General features: G+C 70.8%; 12 protein-coding genes and 1 pseudogene. 10 read left to right on the top strand and 3 right to left on the bottom strand.

The window, feature by feature from the left end; translation table 11 throughout:
• Positions 1-147: 147 nt before the first annotated feature.
• From VIW71_RS25455 to VIW71_RS25420, 8 genes and pseudogenes are all read left to right on the top strand, one after another.
• Positions 148-390, top strand: a pseudogene (locus VIW71_RS25455) (GNAT family N-acetyltransferase); the annotation flags it as partial.
• Positions 391-638: 248 nt separating this feature from the next.
• The gene (locus tag VIW71_RS25450) at positions 639-971 is read left to right on the top strand and encodes a putative quinol monooxygenase (protein ID WP_331624978.1); all 333 of its coding nucleotides are present in this window, start codon (positions 639-641) and stop codon (positions 969-971) included.
• Positions 972-1,263: 292 nt separating this feature from the next.
• The gene (locus tag VIW71_RS25445; RefSeq protein ID WP_331624977.1) at positions 1,264-2,559 is read left to right on the top strand and encodes an extracellular solute-binding protein; all 1,296 of its coding nucleotides are present in this window, start codon (positions 1,264-1,266) and stop codon (positions 2,557-2,559) included.
• A gap of 285 nt (positions 2,560-2,844) precedes the next feature.
• Complete coding sequence (locus VIW71_RS25440) at positions 2,845-3,825, top strand: carbohydrate ABC transporter permease (RefSeq protein WP_414720845.1); 981 nt, start codon at positions 2,845-2,847, stop codon at positions 3,823-3,825.
• An 11-nt stretch (positions 3,826-3,836) separates the two neighbouring features.
• Positions 3,837-4,748, top strand: a complete 912-nt coding sequence (locus tag VIW71_RS25435; protein ID WP_331624974.1) for a sugar ABC transporter permease — start codon at positions 3,837-3,839, stop codon at positions 4,746-4,748.
• Positions 4,749-4,888: 140 nt separating this feature from the next.
• A complete protein-coding gene (locus tag VIW71_RS25430) occupies positions 4,889-6,760 on the top strand; it encodes a glycoside hydrolase family 13 protein (RefSeq protein ID WP_414720844.1) in 1,872 nt (623 codons plus the stop codon).
• Between the two features lie 34 nt (positions 6,761-6,794).
• The gene (locus VIW71_RS25425) at positions 6,795-7,862 is read left to right on the top strand and encodes a LacI family DNA-binding transcriptional regulator (protein ID WP_331624973.1); all 1,068 of its coding nucleotides are present in this window, start codon (positions 6,795-6,797) and stop codon (positions 7,860-7,862) included.
• A gap of 37 nt (positions 7,863-7,899) precedes the next feature.
• Complete coding sequence (locus VIW71_RS25420) at positions 7,900-8,808, top strand: phosphatase PAP2 family protein (protein ID WP_331624972.1); 909 nt, start codon at positions 7,900-7,902, stop codon at positions 8,806-8,808.
• A 61-nt stretch (positions 8,809-8,869) separates the two neighbouring features.
• On the opposite strand, the gene VIW71_RS25415 is transcribed toward VIW71_RS25420, so the two are convergent.
• From VIW71_RS25415 to glnA, 3 genes are all read right to left on the bottom strand, one after another.
• Complete coding sequence (locus VIW71_RS25415) at positions 8,870-11,935, bottom strand: bifunctional [glutamine synthetase] adenylyltransferase/[glutamine synthetase]-adenylyl-L-tyrosine phosphorylase (RefSeq protein ID WP_331624971.1); 3,066 nt, start codon at positions 11,933-11,935, stop codon at positions 8,870-8,872.
• Positions 11,936-12,322: 387 nt separating this feature from the next.
• Complete coding sequence (locus tag VIW71_RS25410; RefSeq protein WP_414720843.1) at positions 12,323-13,006, bottom strand: histone deacetylase; 684 nt, start codon at positions 13,004-13,006, stop codon at positions 12,323-12,325.
• A gap of 49 nt (positions 13,007-13,055) precedes the next feature.
• Positions 13,056-14,417 (bottom strand): type I glutamate--ammonia ligase, encoded by a 1,362-nt coding sequence (glnA, locus tag VIW71_RS25405; RefSeq protein WP_331624970.1) that lies wholly within the window; start codon positions 14,415-14,417, stop codon positions 13,056-13,058.
• Between the two features lie 893 nt (positions 14,418-15,310).
• Here glnA and VIW71_RS25400 point away from each other — a divergent pair.
• Entirely contained in the window at positions 15,311-16,336 is a 1,026-nt protein-coding gene (locus VIW71_RS25400; RefSeq protein WP_331624969.1) for a LacI family DNA-binding transcriptional regulator, read from the top strand.
• A gap of 363 nt (positions 16,337-16,699) precedes the next feature.
• Positions 16,700-18,103: an ABC transporter substrate-binding protein gene (locus VIW71_RS25395; RefSeq protein ID WP_331624968.1), complete on the top strand. Its 1,404-nt coding sequence runs from the start codon at positions 16,700-16,702 to the stop codon at positions 18,101-18,103.
• Positions 18,104-18,133: the final 30 nt, after the last annotated feature.

Raw genomic sequence — 18,133 nt, 5'->3', positions numbered from 1 at the left:
TGCCCGGCCGCACCGGGCCGCGCCCTGCCGCGCGGTGGCCTCCCGGTCGGCCCAGGGGTCGGCGAGCACCGGGCGGGCGGCCTTTTCGTCCGGTGAGAAGTCGTCAGTGCTGGCGGATGAGTACTCCGAAGACCGCGACGGCGCTGGGGGCGCGGGCTCGGCACCGAAACCGTGCGGGCCCTGATGGACCTGGGATTCCGCGTCCTGGACCTGCATCGGCTGTGGGCTGCCAGGTCACCGGCCAACAGCGTGTCCCACCGGACTCTCCTCCGTGCCGGGATGGTGGAGGAAGGGCGTATCCGCGGGCACGTCCACGTACGGGGCACCTGGCGGGAATCGATCACCTATGGCGTTCTCCGTGAGAAGTGGTCCGAGACGGTGGCAGAGTGACCTGGGCGATGCTTCTCCCACCACCGACCGTGCCAGCCCCACAGCCTGCTCACGGGTCGCCGTCGCCGTGGACACCTGCAAGAAGTCAGCCATGCGAACGAGCCTGGCCGTGCGGACTCGGCCGGCTTGCGCTGAGCCTGTTCCGCTGAGGCGGACACCCTGCGCCGCGTAGTGGTGGGGCCGCGAATGTCGCCGTTGACCGGCGGGCGGGGTATGTGGTCCGTTGGCGGTACTCGTTCGGAAGGGGTGTGGCCATAAGGTTCGGCCTGGTGGTGCGGTTCACCGCGAAGGACGCGGACGCGGCTGCGGCGTTCGACGCACTCGCGGCCGAGGCGCTGGAGGGCATCGAGGGCGAGCCGGGAACGCTCGTGTACGTCAACCACACCGTGCCGGAGGAGCCGAACGTCCGGGTCTTCTACGAGCTGTACGCGGACCGGGCGGCGTTCGACGCACACGAGGCGCAGCCGCACGTACGGCGGTTCCTGGCCGAGCGCGGGCGGTACCTCGCGTCGCACGAGGTGACCTTCCTGCACGACCTGGCGGGCAAGGGCGTCCCCCGGGGCGGGGCCAGGGGAGGGTGAGTCCGGAGGACAGGGCGCGCCGCGCTGTGTCGCCTTGCCGCAAAGGGCCGCAAACAGTTCCAGGGTGAGGCGTGGGTGAGGCGCGCCAGAGCGGGGGGTTGCGCCCGAAATAGGAGCATTAAGGCATTCTTGTGATCCGTAGGTAACGGCGACGTCACGGAGCGGTGACCAGAGGAAAGGAGCTTGCAACCTCTTTCGCAAAGGGTTGCGACGCTGTTACGGTCCTGCCCAGCCCGAGCCGATCCAGTCAGACCAGGGCGAGCGGGCAGTTCCCTCATCAAGGAGTACAGGTATGCGACGCGGCATATCCACCGTGGCCATGGCCGCGGCCATCGTTCTCGGGGTCACCGCCTGCGGCGGTAGCGACGGTGACGGCAAGAAGGACAACGGCTCCGGCAAGGACCCCGCATCGGTCTCGGGCACGGTCACGTACTGGGACACGTCCGACGCCAAGAACGAGGCCCCGACGTACCAGGCGCTCATCAAGGAGTTCGAGGCCAAGTACCCCAAGATCAAGGTGACGTACCAGAACGTCGACTTCACCACGGTGGAGCAGAAGTTCAAGGCGGCGGCGCAGAGCGGCAAGGGCGCGCCGGACGTGATCCGGGCCGACGTCGGCCTGATCCCCGAGTACGCTTCGCTGCACTACATCGCCCCGCTGGACGGCACCGCCGCGCTGGCGGACACCGAGGACTTCGTGGCCGGTCCGATGAACACCACGAAGTACGAGGGCAAGACCTACGCCGTCCCGTCGGTCACCGACACGCTCGGGCTCCTCTACAACAAGGAGATCTTCGCCAAGGCCGGCATCACCAAGCCGCCGGCCACCTGGGACGAGCTGATCGCCGACTCCAAGACCATCAAGGAGAAGGTGCCCGGCGTCGCGGGCACGTACGTCAACCCGGACTCGTACTTCCTGTTCCCGCTGCTCTTCGGTGAGGGCGCGGACCTGGCCGACCCGGCGGCGAAGAAGATCACCATCAACTCGCCGGAGGCCGTCAAGGCGGTCACCAAGGCGAAGGAGATCTACGACACCTCCTCGCTGAAGGTGGACTTCGCCAGCGCGTACGACAACATGCAGACCTCCTTCAGGACCGGCAAGGTCGCCATGCTGATCCAGGGACCCTGGTCGGTCAGCGACGACCTGAGCGGCTCCGCCTTCAAGGGCAAGGAGTCCAACCTCGGGTACGCGCCGGTGCCGGCCGGCTCCACCGGCAAGGCGCTCGCGCCGACCGGCGGCCACGACCTGGCGGTCTACCAGGGCTCGAAGAACCTCGAAGCGTCGTACCTTTTCACGCAGTTCATGACCTCCTCGGCCAGCCAGCAGCAGATCGCGCTGAAGAACGGCACCCTGCCGACCCGTACCTCCGCATACACCGCCGAGGTGCTGAAGGACCCGGAGATCGCCGGCTTCAAGTCGATCATGGACACCGCCCGGCCACGGGTCGCACTGCCGCAGGTCGGCAGCCTGTTCACCCCGCTTCAGCAGCAGTACATCAAGATCCTCCAGGGACAGACGTCCGTGCAGTCGGGTCTGGACGCCGCCGCCAAGGAGTTCGGCGACCTGCTGCCGGGCTTCGCGCAGTAGCGGCCCACCACCAGCTCCGGGCCGGTCGGCCGGGGTCCCGTACTCGCGTCCGCGAACGGGGCCCACGCGCCCGGCCGGCCGGCCCGGTCAGCGCACGGGGAACACCCACCGCACACCGGCGGCCGCCGCGCGCGAAGCGCCCGCCCCACCCGAACAGCCCGCCGCGCGCGAACAGCCGCCGCACGTGGACCGCCCGCCGGTGGCCGCAGCACGTGAACCACCTCCCCACACGGGCAACCGCCGTACAGACGTGACGAGAGCCGAGGAGCGATGACCACCGCCACCATGGACGAACCCGCCCGGGGCCCGGCCCGAACGCCGCGCGACCCCCGGCCGGGACTCATGACGTCGATCAAGCGGTCGTGGGACAGGCACTGGTACGCGTGGGCGATGGTCGCCCCGGTCGTCATCGTGATCGGCGTGCTGGTGCTCTACCCGCTCGGCTACGGCCTGTACCTGTCGTTCACCGACGCCAACGAGGCGAACGTCGCCAAGGACATCGGCTCGTTCCACGTCGGCGCCACGTACGACTTCGTCGGCCTCGACAACTACTGGAAGATCATCTCCGGGCAGGACGGCGACTTCTACCCGCGCCTGGAGTGGACGGTGGTGTGGACGGTCTCCTGCGTCGCGGTCACCTACGCCATCGGGCTCGGCATGGCGATGCTGCTCAACCGCCCGGTGCGGTTCCGGCTGTTCTACCGGCTGTCGCTGATCCTGCCGTGGGCGGTGCCCGCGTTCATCGGCGTGTTCGCCTGGCGGCTGATGTTCAACTCGCAGTACGGCGTCTTCAACGACATCGTCACCGGCGTCGGACTGCCCGCCCAGGACTGGCTCGGCACGCCGTTCGCACAGAAGGTCGCCGTGATCCTGGTGAACATCTGGGTCGGCGTCCCGTTCATGATGGTCGCGCTGCTCGGCGGCCTCCAGGCGATCCCGGGCGAGCTGTACGAGGCCGCGGAGATGGACGGCGCCTCACCGCTCCAGCGGTTCGTCAACGTAACCGTGCCGGGTCTGCGGCCGGTGACCAGCACGGTGATCCTGCTCAGCACCGTGTGGACGTTCAACATGTTCCCGATCATCTACCTGCTGCTCGGCACCAACACCACCGGTGACACCGACATCCTGGTGACATACGCCTACCAGAAGGCGTTCACGGGAGTGTCCGACTATTCGGGTGCCGCGACCTACGGCATCGTCATCCTCCTCATCCTGGTGGCCTTCTCCACGTTCTACCGCCGCCAGGTGCGGACGCAGCAGGACTAGAAGGAGCCCCCATGAGCGCGACCACTCAGCGCGGCTCCGCAGCCGCCCCCGCCCTGTCCCGCACCACCGCCACCCCCCGCCGCCGCGCGCACCGGGGCCGCGGCGAACGCAGCCCGGCCGCGTCCGTCGCCCTGCACGCCACGCTGCTCGCCGCCAGCGCCATCGCCGTCTTCCCGGTGCTGTGGATCGTCTTCATCTCGCTCGGGCCGAGCAGCGCCTGGCAGCAGCCCGGCGAGGTGCTGGACCATCTCGGCCTGGAGAACTACCGGTTCGTGCTGCTGGACAGCCACTTCCCGCGGTGGATGCTGAACTCCGTGATCGTGGCCGCTGCCACCACCGTGCTGGGCGTGCTGATCTCCGCCAGCGCCGGCTACGCGATCTCCCGGATGCGGTTCCCCGGTCACCGGCCGCTGATGTGGACCTTCCTGCTGACGCAGATGTTCCCGGTCGCCGTGCTGATCGTGCCGCTGTACAACCTGCTGGCGAGGTTCGACCTGATCGACAGCTACCTGGGCCTGATCCTGGTCTACTGCACCATCTCGGTGCCGTTCTGCGCGTGGATGCTCAAGGGGTACTTCGACACCATCCCGCGCGACATCGACGAGGCGGGGCGGGTCGACGGCCTCACCCCGTTCGGCACCTTCTGGCGGCTGGTCGTGCCGCTGGCCCGGCCGGGTCTGGCAGTCACCGCGTTCTACAGCTTCCTGACGGCGTGGGGCGAGGTCGCCTACTCCAGTCAGTTCATGGGTGCCGACCACTACACGCTGGCGGCCGGCATCCGCACCTTCGCCTCCGACCAGCGCGCCAACTGGGGGGCCATGACGGCCGCCTCGGTGGTCATCGCGATACCCGCCGCCATCGTCTTCCTGCTGGTCCAGCGCCACCTGGTGACCGGTCTCACAGCCGGAGGCACGAAGGGCTGACGATCCTGGAGCGAGGATTGAAGCCCAGCCCGTACCCACCCGCACGTATGCCACCCGCACGTATGCCATCCTCCCCCAACCTCCGGCCGGGGGTGCCCCCAACCCCCGCACACACAGGCCCGGGACACATGAAGGAAGTCATGAGCCAGCATCTCACCGACGCGCCCAGCTCCGCCGCCACCGCTGCCGACGACGAGGCCGAGCGCAGAGACTGGTGGCGCGACGCGGTCATCTACCAGGTGTACCCGCGCAGTTTCGCCGACGGCAACGGTGACGGCATGGGCGACCTGCCCGGCATCACCGCCCGGCTGCCCTATCTGCGCGACCTCGGGGTGGACGCGGTGTGGCTGTCGCCGTTCTACGCCTCTCCGCAGGCCGACGCGGGCTACGACGTCGCCGACTACCGCGAGGTCGACCCGATGTTCGGCACCCTCACCGACGCGGACGACCTGGTACGGACCGCCCACGCGCTGAACCTGCGGGTGATCGTGGACCTGGTGCCCAACCACTGCTCGGACCAGCACGAGTGGTTCAAGCAGGCGCTGCGCGAGGGCCCCGGCTCGCCGCTGCGCGAGCGCTTCCACTTCCGGCCGGGCAAGGGCGAGCACGGCGAACTGCCGCCCAACGACTGGGAGTCCATCTTCGGCGGCCCGGCCTGGACCCGCACGCTGAACCCGGACAGCACCTCCGGCGAGTGGTACCTGCACCTGTTCGCACCCGAGCAGCCCGACTTCAACTGGAACCACCCGGCGGTGCACGACGAGTTCCGGTCGGTGCTGCGCTTCTGGCTGGACCTGGGCATCGACGGCTTCCGGATCGACGTGGCGCACGGCCTGGTCAAGGCCGAGGGGCTGCCCGACATCGGCCACGCCGAACAGTTGGCGCTGCTCGGCACGTCCACGATGCCGTACTTCGACCAGGACGGCGTGCACGAGATCTACCGCGGTTGGCGGCGGATCCTGGACGAGTACTCCCGCGACCGGATCGCGGTCGCCGAGGCGTGGACGCCGACCATCGAGCGGGCCGCGCTCTACCTGCGCCCCGACGAGCTGCACCAGGCGTTCAACTTCGAGTACCTGGCCACCCCGTGGAACGCCGCGGCACTGCGCACGGTGGTCGACACATCGCTGACCGCGATGGGCGCGGTGGGCGCGCCCGCCACATGGGTGCTGTCCAACCACGACGTGACGCGGCACGCCACCCGGTTCGCCCACCCCGTACCGGACGGGGAGGGAACCACCGGCGGCGGGCTCCAGCTCCGCGACCCCGGCGACCGCGAGCTGGGGCTGCGCCGGGCGCGGGCGGCCACCTTGCTGATGCTGGCGCTGCCCGGGTCCGCCTACCTCTACCAGGGCGAGGAGCTGGGCCTGCCGGACGTCACGGATCTGCCGGACGAGGTGCGGCAGGACCCGTCGTTCTTCCGCGCGGCCGGGCAGGACGGCTTCCGGGACGGCTGCCGGGTGCCGATCCCGTGGTCGGGCACCGAGGCACCGTACGGTTTCGGCCCCGAGGCCGGCGGCCCGAGCTGGCTGCCGCAGCCCAAGACGTGGGCGGAGCTGAGCGTGGAGGTGCAGAGCGGCGACCCTGACTCCACGCTGGAGCTGTACCGGGCCGCGCTCGCGCTGCGGCACGAGCACCCGGCACTGGGCGCGGGCGAGGCGGTGACCTGGCTGGACGCCCCGGACGGCATGCTCGCCTTCCGCCGCGACGGCCGCGACGGCGAGGGCTTCGTCTGCACGGTCAACCTGACCGGCGCTCCGGTGACGATCCCGCTGCCGGGCCGGGCGCTGCTGTCCAGCGGCGCGCAGCCGCAGATGACGGACCCGGCTGCGTCGGCAAGGGCGGAGCAGGGCACAGAGCAGGGCGCGGAGCCGGCAGGCGCGGAGCCGGGCACAGAGCAGGCAGGCGCGGAGCCGGGCGCCGGGGCCTCGGAGGCCGGGACGGGTGATTCGACCCCGACCGTCACGACCGTCACGATCGCCGGAGACACGGCAATTTGGTGGGCGATCTGACGTGGTGGCGCTCCGTCGCCTAGCATCCGGTGCTGTGACCGCACGGCTCGCTGACATCGCAGCCCAGGCGGGAGTCAGTGAGGCGACCGTCAGCCGGGTACTCAACGGCAAGCCCGGGGTCTCCGCGGCCACCCGCGAATCCGTGCTGGCCGCCCTCGACATGCTGGGTTACGAGCGCCCGGTGCGGCTGCGGCAGCGCAGCGCGGGCCTGGTCGGGCTGATCACGCCCGAGCTGGAGAACCCGATCTTCCCCGCGTTCGCGCAGATCATCGGACAGGCGCTGACCCGGCAGGGCTACACCCCGGTACTGGCCACCCAGACGCCCGGCGGCTCCACCGAGGACGAACTGGTCGAGATGCTGGTGGAGCGGGGGGTGGCCGGAATCATCTTCGTCTCCGGGCTGCACGCCGACTCCACCGCCGACACCGAGCGCTACGCCCGGCTGCAGGGCCAAGGCGTCCCGTTCGTGCTGATCAACGGCTTCTCCGAGAAGGTCGACGCCCCGTTCGTCTCACCGGACGACCGGGGCGCGGTCCGGCTGGCCGTCACCCACCTCGCCTCCCTGGGGCACCGCCGGATCGGCCTGGCCGTCGGGCAGCGGCGTTTCGTCCCCGTACAGCGCAAGATCGAGGGCTTCGTGGCGTCGATGGCCCAGGTGTTCGGGATGGCCGAGAAGGAGGCGCAGTCGCTGATCCAGCACTCGCTGTTCACCCTTGAGGGTGGTCAGGCTGCGGCCGGTGCGCTGATCACGGCCGGCTGCACCGCGGTGGTCTGCGCCTCGGACATGATGGCGCTCGGCGCGATCAGGGCGGCCCGGCAGCAGGGTCTTTCGGTGCCCGGCCAGGTGTCGGTGGTGGGCTTCGACGACTCACCGCTGATCGCGTTCACCGACCCGCCGCTGACCACCATCCGCCAGCCGGTCGCGGCGATGAGCCAGGCCGCGGTGAACGCGCTGCTGGAGGAGATCGGCGGCACTCCGGCCCCGCACAGCGAGTTCGTCTTCCTGCCGGAGCTGGTGGTCCGCGGTTCCACCGCCGCCGGGCCCGCCCCGCAGCACCCGGCGCAGGAGGGCCGTCCGGTCCCCGGTTCGGCCGAGAACTGATCGGCAGGGCAGTGCCGATCTGGCAGACTGGTGTGTCATGGGGGAACCGACCACGAAGACGATGAACGGCCGTTCGGCCACCCCGCCGGCCTCCAGGGGATCCAAAGGGTTCAAGGGTTCCACCATCGCCGCGGGACCGAACGGCGGCGCCTGGACGCGCGTCGGGTTCACGCTCGGGCACACGCTCCTCATCCGGCTGCGTGCTCCCCGTAAGCCGCGGCTGTGGTTCGAGATCCTCCTCATCGGCGTGAGCTACTGGACCTACTCCCAGATCAGGAACGCGGTTCCGGAGCAGCAGGACACCGCGCTGAAGCACGCCGCCGAGATCTGGTCGTTCGAGCGCGGTCTCGGTCTCGCCGTCGAGCACGGCGTGAACCACGCGGCCGACTCGGTGACCTGGCTGATCGTGGGGATGAACTACTACTACGCCACGCTGCACTTCGTCATCACCGTCGGCGTACTGGTGTGGCTGTACTTCCAGCATCCCGGCCGGTACGGCCCGACCCGCCTCGCGCTGTTCGTCACCACCTGGCTGGCGCTGATCGGCTTCTACGCGTACCCCCTCGCGCCCCCGCGGCTGATGACCGACGGCGGCTTCATCGACACGGTGCGCACCCACAACACGTGGGGCACGATGTCCGAGGGCAGCCTCGCCGAGGTGTCCAACCAGTACGCGGCCATGCCGTCGATGCACATCGGCTGGTCGCTGTGGTGCGGCGTCACCATCGCGACGCTGGCCGTACCGGTGTGGGTGAAGATGATCGGTGCGGTCTACCCGGCGGGGACCCTGCTGGTGATCGTCTCCACCGCGAACCACTTCTGGATGGACGCGGTCGGCGGCACGCTCTGCCTGGGGTTCGCCTACGCGGTGGCGTATGTCCTCTACGGGCGCTGGGCGTACCACCTGCCAGGGGAACTCGGGCTTGAACTGGAGCCGGTGCGGTAGCCGCGGGTCACTGTCGGTACGGGCGGGTCACCCCTCGTACCACCGGCTCACCGTTCGCGCCTCAGCCCTCGTAGAACAGCCGCTCCACGACCGCGCGGGCCCGCCGGGTGCGGCGGCGGTAGTCCTCCAGCATGTCGCCGACGTGGCCGGGCGGATGGCCGAGGTAGCGGGCGACCGCGGCCAGCTCGCGGCCGTCGCGGGGGAAGGTGTCGCCGGGCCGGCCGCGGACCAGCATCACGGCGTTGCGCACCCGGGTGGCCAGCACCCACGCCTCGTCCAGCACCGTGGCGTCGGCGGCGTCGATCAGCCCCTCGGCCCGCGCGGCGGCCAGCGCCCGCCGGGTACTGGTGGTGCGCAGGCTCGGCAGCCGCGCGGCGTGCTGGAGCTGGAGGAGCTGTACGGTCCACTCGACGTCGGACAGTCCGCCGCGGCCGAGCTTGGCGTGGGTGGTGCGGTCGGCGCCGCGCGGCATCCGCTCGGACTCCATCCGGGCCTTCAGCCGGCGGATCTCCCGTACCGCCTCGTCGCTCAGGCCGCCCTCGGGGTACCGCAGCGGGTCGATCAGCGACATGAACCGCTCCCCCAGCCCCTGGTCGCCGGCGACCGGCGCGGCCCGCAGCAGCGCCTGGCTCTCCCACCCCAGCGACCAGCGCCGGTAGTACGCGGCGTACGACGCGAGGCTGCGGACCAGCGGGCCGCTCCTGCCCTCGGGCCGCAGGCCGGCGTCGACCAGCAGTGGTGGGTCGGCGGTGGGTATCTGGAGCAGGCGGCGCAGCTCGTCCGCGACGGCCAGCGCGGCACGGCTCGCCTCGCCGCTGTCGGCGCTGTCCAGCGGCTCGTGGACGAAGAGCACGTCGGCGTCGGAGCCGTAGCCCAGTTCCCGGCCGCCGAACCGGCCCATGGCGATGACGGCGAACCTGGTCGGCAGGGGATGCGCGTCACCGTCGGTGACGGCGTTCACGGCGGTCCGCAGCGCCCCGGCCAGGGTCGCCGAGGTGAGCCCGTACACGGCCGTGCCCACCCGGTCGACCAGGGCGCTGGGGCTCACCCGCCCGTTCCCTTCCCCGGAGTCCGCGATCCGGGAGGTGCCCCCGGCGTCGTCGCCGTGGGTGTCGATGAGGTCGCCGGCGGCGGTACGGAACAGCTCGCGGCGGCGCACCCCGCGTACCGCGGCGACGGCCTGCTCGGGGCTCTCGGCGCGGCCGACCGCGGCCAGCACCTCCTGTTCCAGGGCGACGCGCTCCCGGGGGACCAGGCCGTCGGGCGCGCCGAGCATCGCGACCGCTTCGGGGGCGCGCAGCAGCAGGTCGGGCGCGAGCCGTCCGGAGGACAGCACCCGGGCCAGCCGCTGGGCGGCGGCGCCCTCGTCCCGCAGCAGCCGCAGGTACCACGGGGTGTGGCCGAGCGCGTCGGAGATCTGGCGGAAGCCGAGCAGTCCGGCGTCCGGGTCGGCGGAGTCCGCGAACCAGCCGAGCAGCACCGGCAGCAGGGTGCGCTGGATGGCCGCCTTCCGGCTGACCCCGCTGGCCAGCGCCTCCAGGTGCCGCATCGCGGCGGCCGGGTCGGCGTACCCCAGGGCCTGGAGTCTGGTCCGGGCGGCGTCGGTGCTGAGCCGGGTGTCGTCGCCGCCGAGCTGGGCGACGGCGTCCAGCAACGGCCGGTAGAACAGCTTCTCGTGCAGCCGCCGTACCTCCATGGCGTGCCGCATCCACTCCCGGTTCAGCTCGGTGACCGGCTCGGCGCGCAGCCCCAGGCCCCGGCCGAGCCGGCGCAAAGAAGCCTCGTCCTCCGGTACGAGGTGGGTGCGGCGCAGATGGTGGAGCTGGATGCGGTGTTCCATCTGGCGCAGGAAGCGGTACGCGTCGTCCAGCGAGGCGGCGTCGGCGCGGCCCACGTAGCCGCCCGCGGCGAGGTCGGCGAGCGCGGTCAGCGTGGTGCCGCTGCGCAGCGAGGGATCGGTGCGGCCGTGCACGAGCTGGAGCAGTTGCACGGCGAACTCCACGTCGCGCAGGCCGCCGGGCCCGAGCTTCAGCTCGCGGTCCACGTGCGCGACCGGGATGTTGTCCACCACCCGGCGGCGCATCTCCTGCACGTCGGTGACGAAGTGCTCGCGGTCGGCGGCCTGCCACACCAGCGGGCGGATCGCGGCCACGTACTCCTCGCCGAGCGCCGCGTCCCCGGCGACCGGCCTGGCCTTGAGCAGCGCCTGGAACTCCCAGGTCTTGGCCCAGCGCCGGTAGTACGCGAGGTGGCTGGCGAGGGTGCGGACCAGGGGTCCGTGCTTGCCCTCCGGCCGGAGATTGGCGTCCACCGGCCAGATGGTGCCCTCGGGGGTGCTCTCCGAGCAGATGCACATCATGCGGGCGGCGAGGCGGGTGGCGGCCTGCACGGTGTTGCCTTCGTCCCTGGTCCGGCCCGCGCTCCCGTCCGGGTCCTCCGGGTCCTCCGGCGGCTCGGCCACGAAGATCACGTCCACGTCGGAGACGTAGTTCAGCTCGTGGCCGCCGCACTTGCCCATGCCGATGACGGCGAGGCGGCAGGCGGCGGCGTCCTGCGGCTGCTCGGCTGCGGCGATCGCCAGGGCGGCGCGCAGGGTGGCGGTGGCCAGGTCGGCGAGTTCGGCCGCGGTGCGCGCCAGGTCGTTCGTCCCGCACACGTCACGGGCGGCGATGCCGAGCAGGCAGCGGCGGTACGCGGCGCGCAGCGCGTCCGGGGTGTCGGCGGCCCGCAGCCACCGCTCGAACTCGGCGACCCCGGGGTGCAGGTCCGCGGACTCGTACGTCACCAGGGCGTGCCAGTCGCGCGGGTGCCGGGCGAGGTGGTCCCCGAGCGCCGCGGAGGCGCCGAGTACGCCCAGCAGCCGGTCGCGCAGCGGCTTGGCGGTGGTGACCGTGTCCAGCAGGGCCTGCCGCTCCTGCCCGTCGAGGGCTTCGGTCAGCCGGACGAGGGCGGCGAGCGCCTGGTCCGGGTCGCCGGTGGCGCTCAGCGCGTCCAGCAGGACGGGGTCGCTGCGGACGCCGCGCAGGACGGTCGCGTCCAGCAGCCGTTCGGCCGCCGCCGGGTCGGTGAAGCCGTGACGCAGCAGGCGGGAGAAGGTACTGCTGCGTCTGCCCTGCGGCAGGGACATGTGCCCTCCGGGCGGGTCTCGTTCCGGTCACCAGGTCACACGAGCGTAACCGCAGGTGCGCGGGGCGGAAACGTGGCGTGGGGGACGGATTCGGTGAGCGCGGCCGCGGTGGCCGGATCGGAGGCTCTCCCGGGCGGCTCGCCGGGGGCGCGCGTCGCCAGGTGGCACGCTGCGGCCTGCGGCGGTCGGCCGAGCGTTCCGTATCCGTTCTCACCGTCGAAGGACTTCCGTTCAGCGTCGGCGGGGTTCCGGTCACCGCCGAAGGGCTTCCGGGTCACCCGGCGCCCGCGCGGTGCAGGAGCCGCCGACCTGCGCGTAGGCGCTGCGCAGGTGCGGGGATACCCGGCGTGGGGCGGTCGAGGGGCACGGTGTCCACCCGCCTCCTCCTCAGCGCCGAAGGCCGTCGATGAGGAGCGTCACGTCCTCGGCCGACCAGTGGCCGGCCGCTCCCGGGCACGCCGCGAGGTAGTCGGCGACCGCCGCCGCGCCCCAGACCTGCGCTTCCAGGAGGCCCGCCGCGATATGGCCGAGGTACGCGGCGGACGGCCTGGTCGTGACGACCTCGGCCGCCCGCCATGGCGCGGTGAAGGTGAGCAGCGGGACCCCGTCCACGTCCCCGGGGCGGACCAGCGTCTCGTACCGTCCGGGCCCGAGCCGCAGCCGTCCGCCGCTCAGCGTTCGGGTCAGGACGTCGGCGACGTCGAGGTCCTGGCCCGGAGACCGGTACATCTCCTGTGCGGCGATGTCGGAGAACTGCTCCACCGTCACGAGATGGGCCTTCCCCCACACCCGGCCCGGCGCGTCCGCGTCGTAGAAGGCCCGCCCGCCGGTCCACACCAGCGACTCGGTGGCGAAGTACACCGTGCCCGGCAGTTCGACGGGCACCGACCTCTCGGGCATCCGGGTGTCCCGGCACCCCGGGTACGTACGGGCACCGCCGGGCGGGCACCCTCCGGCCAGGTAGTACCGCAGCCGCTCGCTGTGCATGTTGGACCCGTAGGCGGCGTACCAGACCCGCTCGACGGGCGCCGGATGAACGCCTCGGGCCGCCACCTGTCGAACCGGGCTCACTGTTCTCTCCGCATGACGTCCGGCGTGGAAAGGCCGCGCCGCTCCCGGACTACAGCACCGGCAGGTTCTTCCGCCGCTCGAACGCGGTGACCTCGGAGCGGTACTCCTCCCACTCCTGCTTCTTGTTGCGCAGGAAGAAGTCGAAGACGTGCTCGCCCAGGGTCTCGGCGACGAGTTCGCTGCGCTGCATGAGGTCGATCGCCTCGCCGAGGTTCTGCGGGAGGGGTTCGATGCCCAGGGCGCGGCGTTCGGAGTCGGAGAGGGCCCAGACGTCGTCGTCGGCGCCTGCCGGGAGTTCGTAGCCCTCCTGGATGCCCTTCATACCGGCGGCAAGCAGGACCGCGTAGGAGAGGTACGGGTTGGCGCCGGAATCCAGGGAGCGGACCTCGACGCGGGTGGAGCCGGTCTTGCCGGGCTTGTACATGGGGACGCGGATCAGCGCCGAGCGGTTGTTGTGGCCCCAGCAGATGTACGAGGGGGCCTCGCCGCCCGCGCCGGCGGTGCGCTGGGAGCCGCCCCAGATGCGCTTGTAGGAGTTGACCCACTGGTTGGTGACCGCGGAGATCTCGCCGGCGTGCTTGAGCAGGCCCGCGATGAAGGACCGGCCGACCTTGGAGAGCTGGAACTCGGCGCCGGACTCGTAGAAGGCGTTGCGGTCGCCCTCGAAGAGGGACAGGTGGGTGTGCATGCCGGAGCCGGGGTACTCGGAGAACGGCTTCGGCATGAAGGTGGCGTGCACGCCCTGTTCCAGCGCGACCTGCTTCATCACCAGGCGGAAGGTCATGATGTTGTCCGCGGTGGACAGCGCGTCCGCGTACCGCAGGTCGATCTCCTGCTGGCCGGGCGCCCCCTCGTGGTGGGAGAACTCCACCGAGATGCCCATGGACTCCAGCATGGTGATGGCCTGGCGGCGGAAGTCCATGCCGACGTTCTGCGGGGTGTGGTCGAAGTAGCTGGAGTTGTCCGCGGGGGTCGGCCGGCCGCCGTCCAGCGGCTTGTCCTTGAGCAGGAAGAACTCGATCTCGGGGTGGGTGTAGAAGGTGAACCCGAGGTCGGAGGTCTTGGCGAGGGCGCGCTTGAGCACATAGCGCGGGTCGGCGTAGGACGGGGAGCCGTCGGGCATCAGGATGTCGCAGAACATCCGCGCGGTGCCGGGGGCCTCGGCCCGCCACGGCAGCACCTGGAACGTTCCAGGGTCCGGCTTGGCGATCATGTCGGACTCGTAGACCCGGGCGAAGCCCTCGATGGCCGAGCCGTCGAACCCGATGCCTTCGTCGAAGGCCTGCTCCAGTTCCGCGGGGGCGACGGCGACCGACTTCAGATAGCCCAGCACGTCGGTGAACCACAGCCGTACGAAGCGGATGTCCCGCTCCTCCAGGGTGCGGAGAACGAACTCCTGCTGCTTGTCCATATCCATCCATCCTTGCCGGTCAGGCATCTCTCCCCCGCCGCACACCACATCGGGGGGTCGTGAGCATTGCATCACACCGTTTCGCAGGCGCTGCGAGCACCGCTCGCTCCCCGTGGTGCCAGGTCACTGCCATCGTGCCTGCTCATGGTGCACTCCCCATGATGGTGCACTCCCCATGGTGCCGTTCCTGGACGTCCGGCGGCCAGTGGCGCGGACCCGACGGGAGGCCGGCGACCGGAGAGCTCCGGACGACGGCCTCCGGCTGCTGCGCGTGCGCATGCGCCCGCCGGTTCCGGAGAACCTCCGCCCGCGTGGTCGATGCGGGCCGGCGGGGCGGGCCTCCCGGCGCTCCGGACCTCGGACTCTTCCATTACCTGCCAGTAGCTTACGCGCGCCCGAGGGAGCGGATTCCCCGCACGAGTAGCGAATACACCGCGGGATCGGGCCACCCGCTGTTGAGGAATTTCCTTCCCCGTCGGTGCCGGAAATCGTCGGCACCAGAGCCGCGAACGAGACCGAGCCACCGGCACCGCGGGACTGCCACACGTGTTCACCCAGTGTTCGCGCGGATGGTTCCCGGAGCGCGAAAGGCAGCTCGCGAGAGCCCGGACGGGACCGGAGCGGCGAGGGGGGCGGCGGTCGTACGGGCGCGGTCGGGCCGGGGTGCGGCAGGCACAGACGGCCCGGGCACCTCTCCGGGCCACCGGGGAGCGCACGTTCACTGCCGAAGGACGCACCGCGGGCGGGGCGCCGCACCTTCAGGACCGGGACAGCTACATTGCCGTACCAGTTACGGCAATATATCGAGCAAATATCGCAAAAAGCCGATGGCTTGCACAGATTCCGCAAGTTCACCGCAAGAATCTTGCGGCACCTGTACTAGAATCGACGCCATGACACGACGACTTGCCGAGGTGGCAAAGAAGGTCGGGGTGAGCGAGGCCACCGTCAGCCGGGTGCTGAACGGAAAGCCCGGAGTCTCCGACGCGACCCGGGCCGCGGTCCTCACCGCCCTCGACGTGCTCGGTTACGAACGGCCCACCCAGTTGCGCGGGGAGCGCGCCCGGCTGGTCGGCATGGTCATGCCCGAGTTGCAGAACCCGATCTTCCCCGCTTTCGCCGAGGTGGTCGGCGGTGCGCTGGCCCAGCAGGGCTTCACACCGGTGCTGTGCACCCAGACCGCCGGGGGCGTCTCCGAAGCGGACTATGTCGAACTGCTGCTCCAGCAGCACGTCTCCGGGGTGGTCTTCTTCGGCGGGTTCTACGCCCAGGCCGACGCCCCGCACGACCACTACGCACGGCTGGCCGAGCGCAACCTTCCCACCGTGCTGATGAACGCGGCCATCGACCACCTCGACTTCCCGCGGGTCAGCTGCGACGACGCGGTCGCGGTCGAGCAGGGGATGAACCACCTGATCTCGCTCGGCCACCAGCGGATCGCGCTGGTGCTCGGCCCGCCGGACCACGTGCCGTCCCGCCGCAAGCTCGCCGCCGCCCGCCGGGTGGACCCCTCGGTCACCGTGGAGCACGCGCTGTTCACGCTGGAGGGCGGGCAGGCCGCCGCCAGCCGGCTGCTCTCCCGCGGCATCACCGCGTTCATCTGCGCCTCCGACATGCTGGCACTCGGCACCATCCGGGCCGCCCGCCGGCGCCGTATGCGGGTACCCGACGACGTCTCGGTGATCGGGTACGACGACTCGTCGCTGATGAACTGCACCGAGCCGCCGCTGACCACCGTCCGGCAGCCGATCGAGGCGATGGGCCGGGCGGCGGTGGACCTGCTGGCCGGGGAGATCAGCGGCGCCGCGGTCGACCACGACGAGCTGTTCTTCGAGCCCGAGTTGGTGGTCCGCGGCTCGACCGGCCCGGTCCCGCACTCCGCCCGCATCCCGCACCCGGAGGCCCGCGCCAACGTCTGACCGCCGACGCGTGGCGCCGGCCGGCCACCGGCCAGCGGCACCGATCAGCGGCGGAGCCGCCGCCCGCGGCACCGGCCTCCCGTGAACCCACCGCACCGCCGACCGGCCGTTTCCGACGCCGGGTCGGGGACTCGTCCCCGACCCGGCGTCGTCATGTTCGCACCACTCGCACCACTCTCCGCCGTCATTGGGTCGTTTCTTTGCGACATTTGCGCGACATCTTGCGGACATCTATCGGCTTAAGTACGTTGAGCCAACCCGAAACGGCGGCGCGTAGCTGTGCCGGACGCCTTGTGCGACACGTGCCGCGGGGTCCCAGATCGCAGTTCAACGACGCGCAGTGGTTCAGGGAAGGGTTTGATCATGAGCAGAATCGGCTACCGCGGACTGGTGGCGGTCGCGCTGGTCGCGGGCATCGGCTTGACCGGCGCCGCGTGCTCCAGCGACAGCGAGGGCGACGGCCCGGGGAGCAAGAGCACCGGCTCCAGCGCCGGAACCCCCTTGGACCCGAAGACCAAGGTGACCATCACCGTCGACTGCGAGCCGCCGACCACCAAGAAGGCCGAGCGCCGGCAGTGGCTCGACGACGTAGCCGAGTTCAACACGATCTACCCGAACGTCACGGTCAAGAGCAAGGACGCGTTCCCCTGCGAGGACCCGGCCAAGTTCACCGCGCAACTCCAGGCCGGCAGCCAGACCGACACCTTCTACACGTACATGACCGACCTTCAGCAGGTGCTCGACGCCGGCCAGGCCGCGGACATCACGGACTACGTGAACGACACGACCGTGCCGAACCTGAAGGACATCGACCCCGGCGTGCTGGACGTCCTCAAGGACGGCGGCAGGCTCTACGGTCTGCCCACCTCGAACTACCAGATGGGCCTGATCTACAACCGGAAGATCTTCGCCGACGCCGGCCTCGACCCCGACAAGCCGCCGGCCACCTGGGAAGAGGTCCGGCAGGACGCCAAGGTGATCCAGGACAAGCTGGGGAGCAAGGGCATCCACGGCTACATGGACAACTCGGCCGGAAACCAGGGTGGTTGGCACCTTGTCTCCGAGATGTACGGCGTGGGCAGCAAGGCGGTCACCGAGGACGGCCGGAAGGCCGCCTTCAACGACGCGCCCACCCGGCAGGTGCTCCAGACCCTGCACGACATGCGCTGGTCCGACAACAGCATGCCCGCCACGCCCGGTCTTCAGTGGGGTGACGTGCAGAAGGCGATGGGCACCGGCAAGATCGGCATGTACGTGGGGGCACCCGACGACATCCCGCTGGTCGTACAGCAGTACAAGGCGAAGTTCGAGGACCTCGGCATGGCACCGATCCCCGGCGGCAGGACCGCGCTGTTCGGCGGCGCCGACTACATGTTCAAGAAGTCGGCCAGCCCGGACCAGATCAAGGCCGGCATCGCCTGGGTGAACTTCAAGTACCTGACCCTGGAGAAGGGCCAGTTCGACTACCCGCGCAACAAGGCCGACGGTCTGCCCGTCGGCCTGCCGCAGCCGTTCTTCTTCACCGGTGCCTCCAAGGCGAAGGACACCGAGACCAAGACGGCCAACGCCACCGTGCCGGTGGAGAACTTCAGGCCGTACGTGGACGCCCAGGTGCCGGTGCTGCCCGAGCCGCCGAACGCGCAGAAGATCTACACCGTGCTCGACACCGTGATGTCCGGGGTGCTGACCGACAAGGGCGCCGACGTCTCCAAGCTGCTGTCGACCGCCGAGAAGCAGGTCAACTCGCTGCTGGCGGCCGGCCAGTAACCGTCGGGGGGGGGGGGGGGGGGGGGGGGG

Origin of the sequence: Streptomyces sp., from assembly GCF_036524955.1 — a bacterium.
Lineage (GTDB): Bacteria > Actinomycetota > Actinomycetes > Streptomycetales > Streptomycetaceae > Actinacidiphila.
This window is presented reverse-complemented; position numbering and strand designations above follow the sequence as displayed.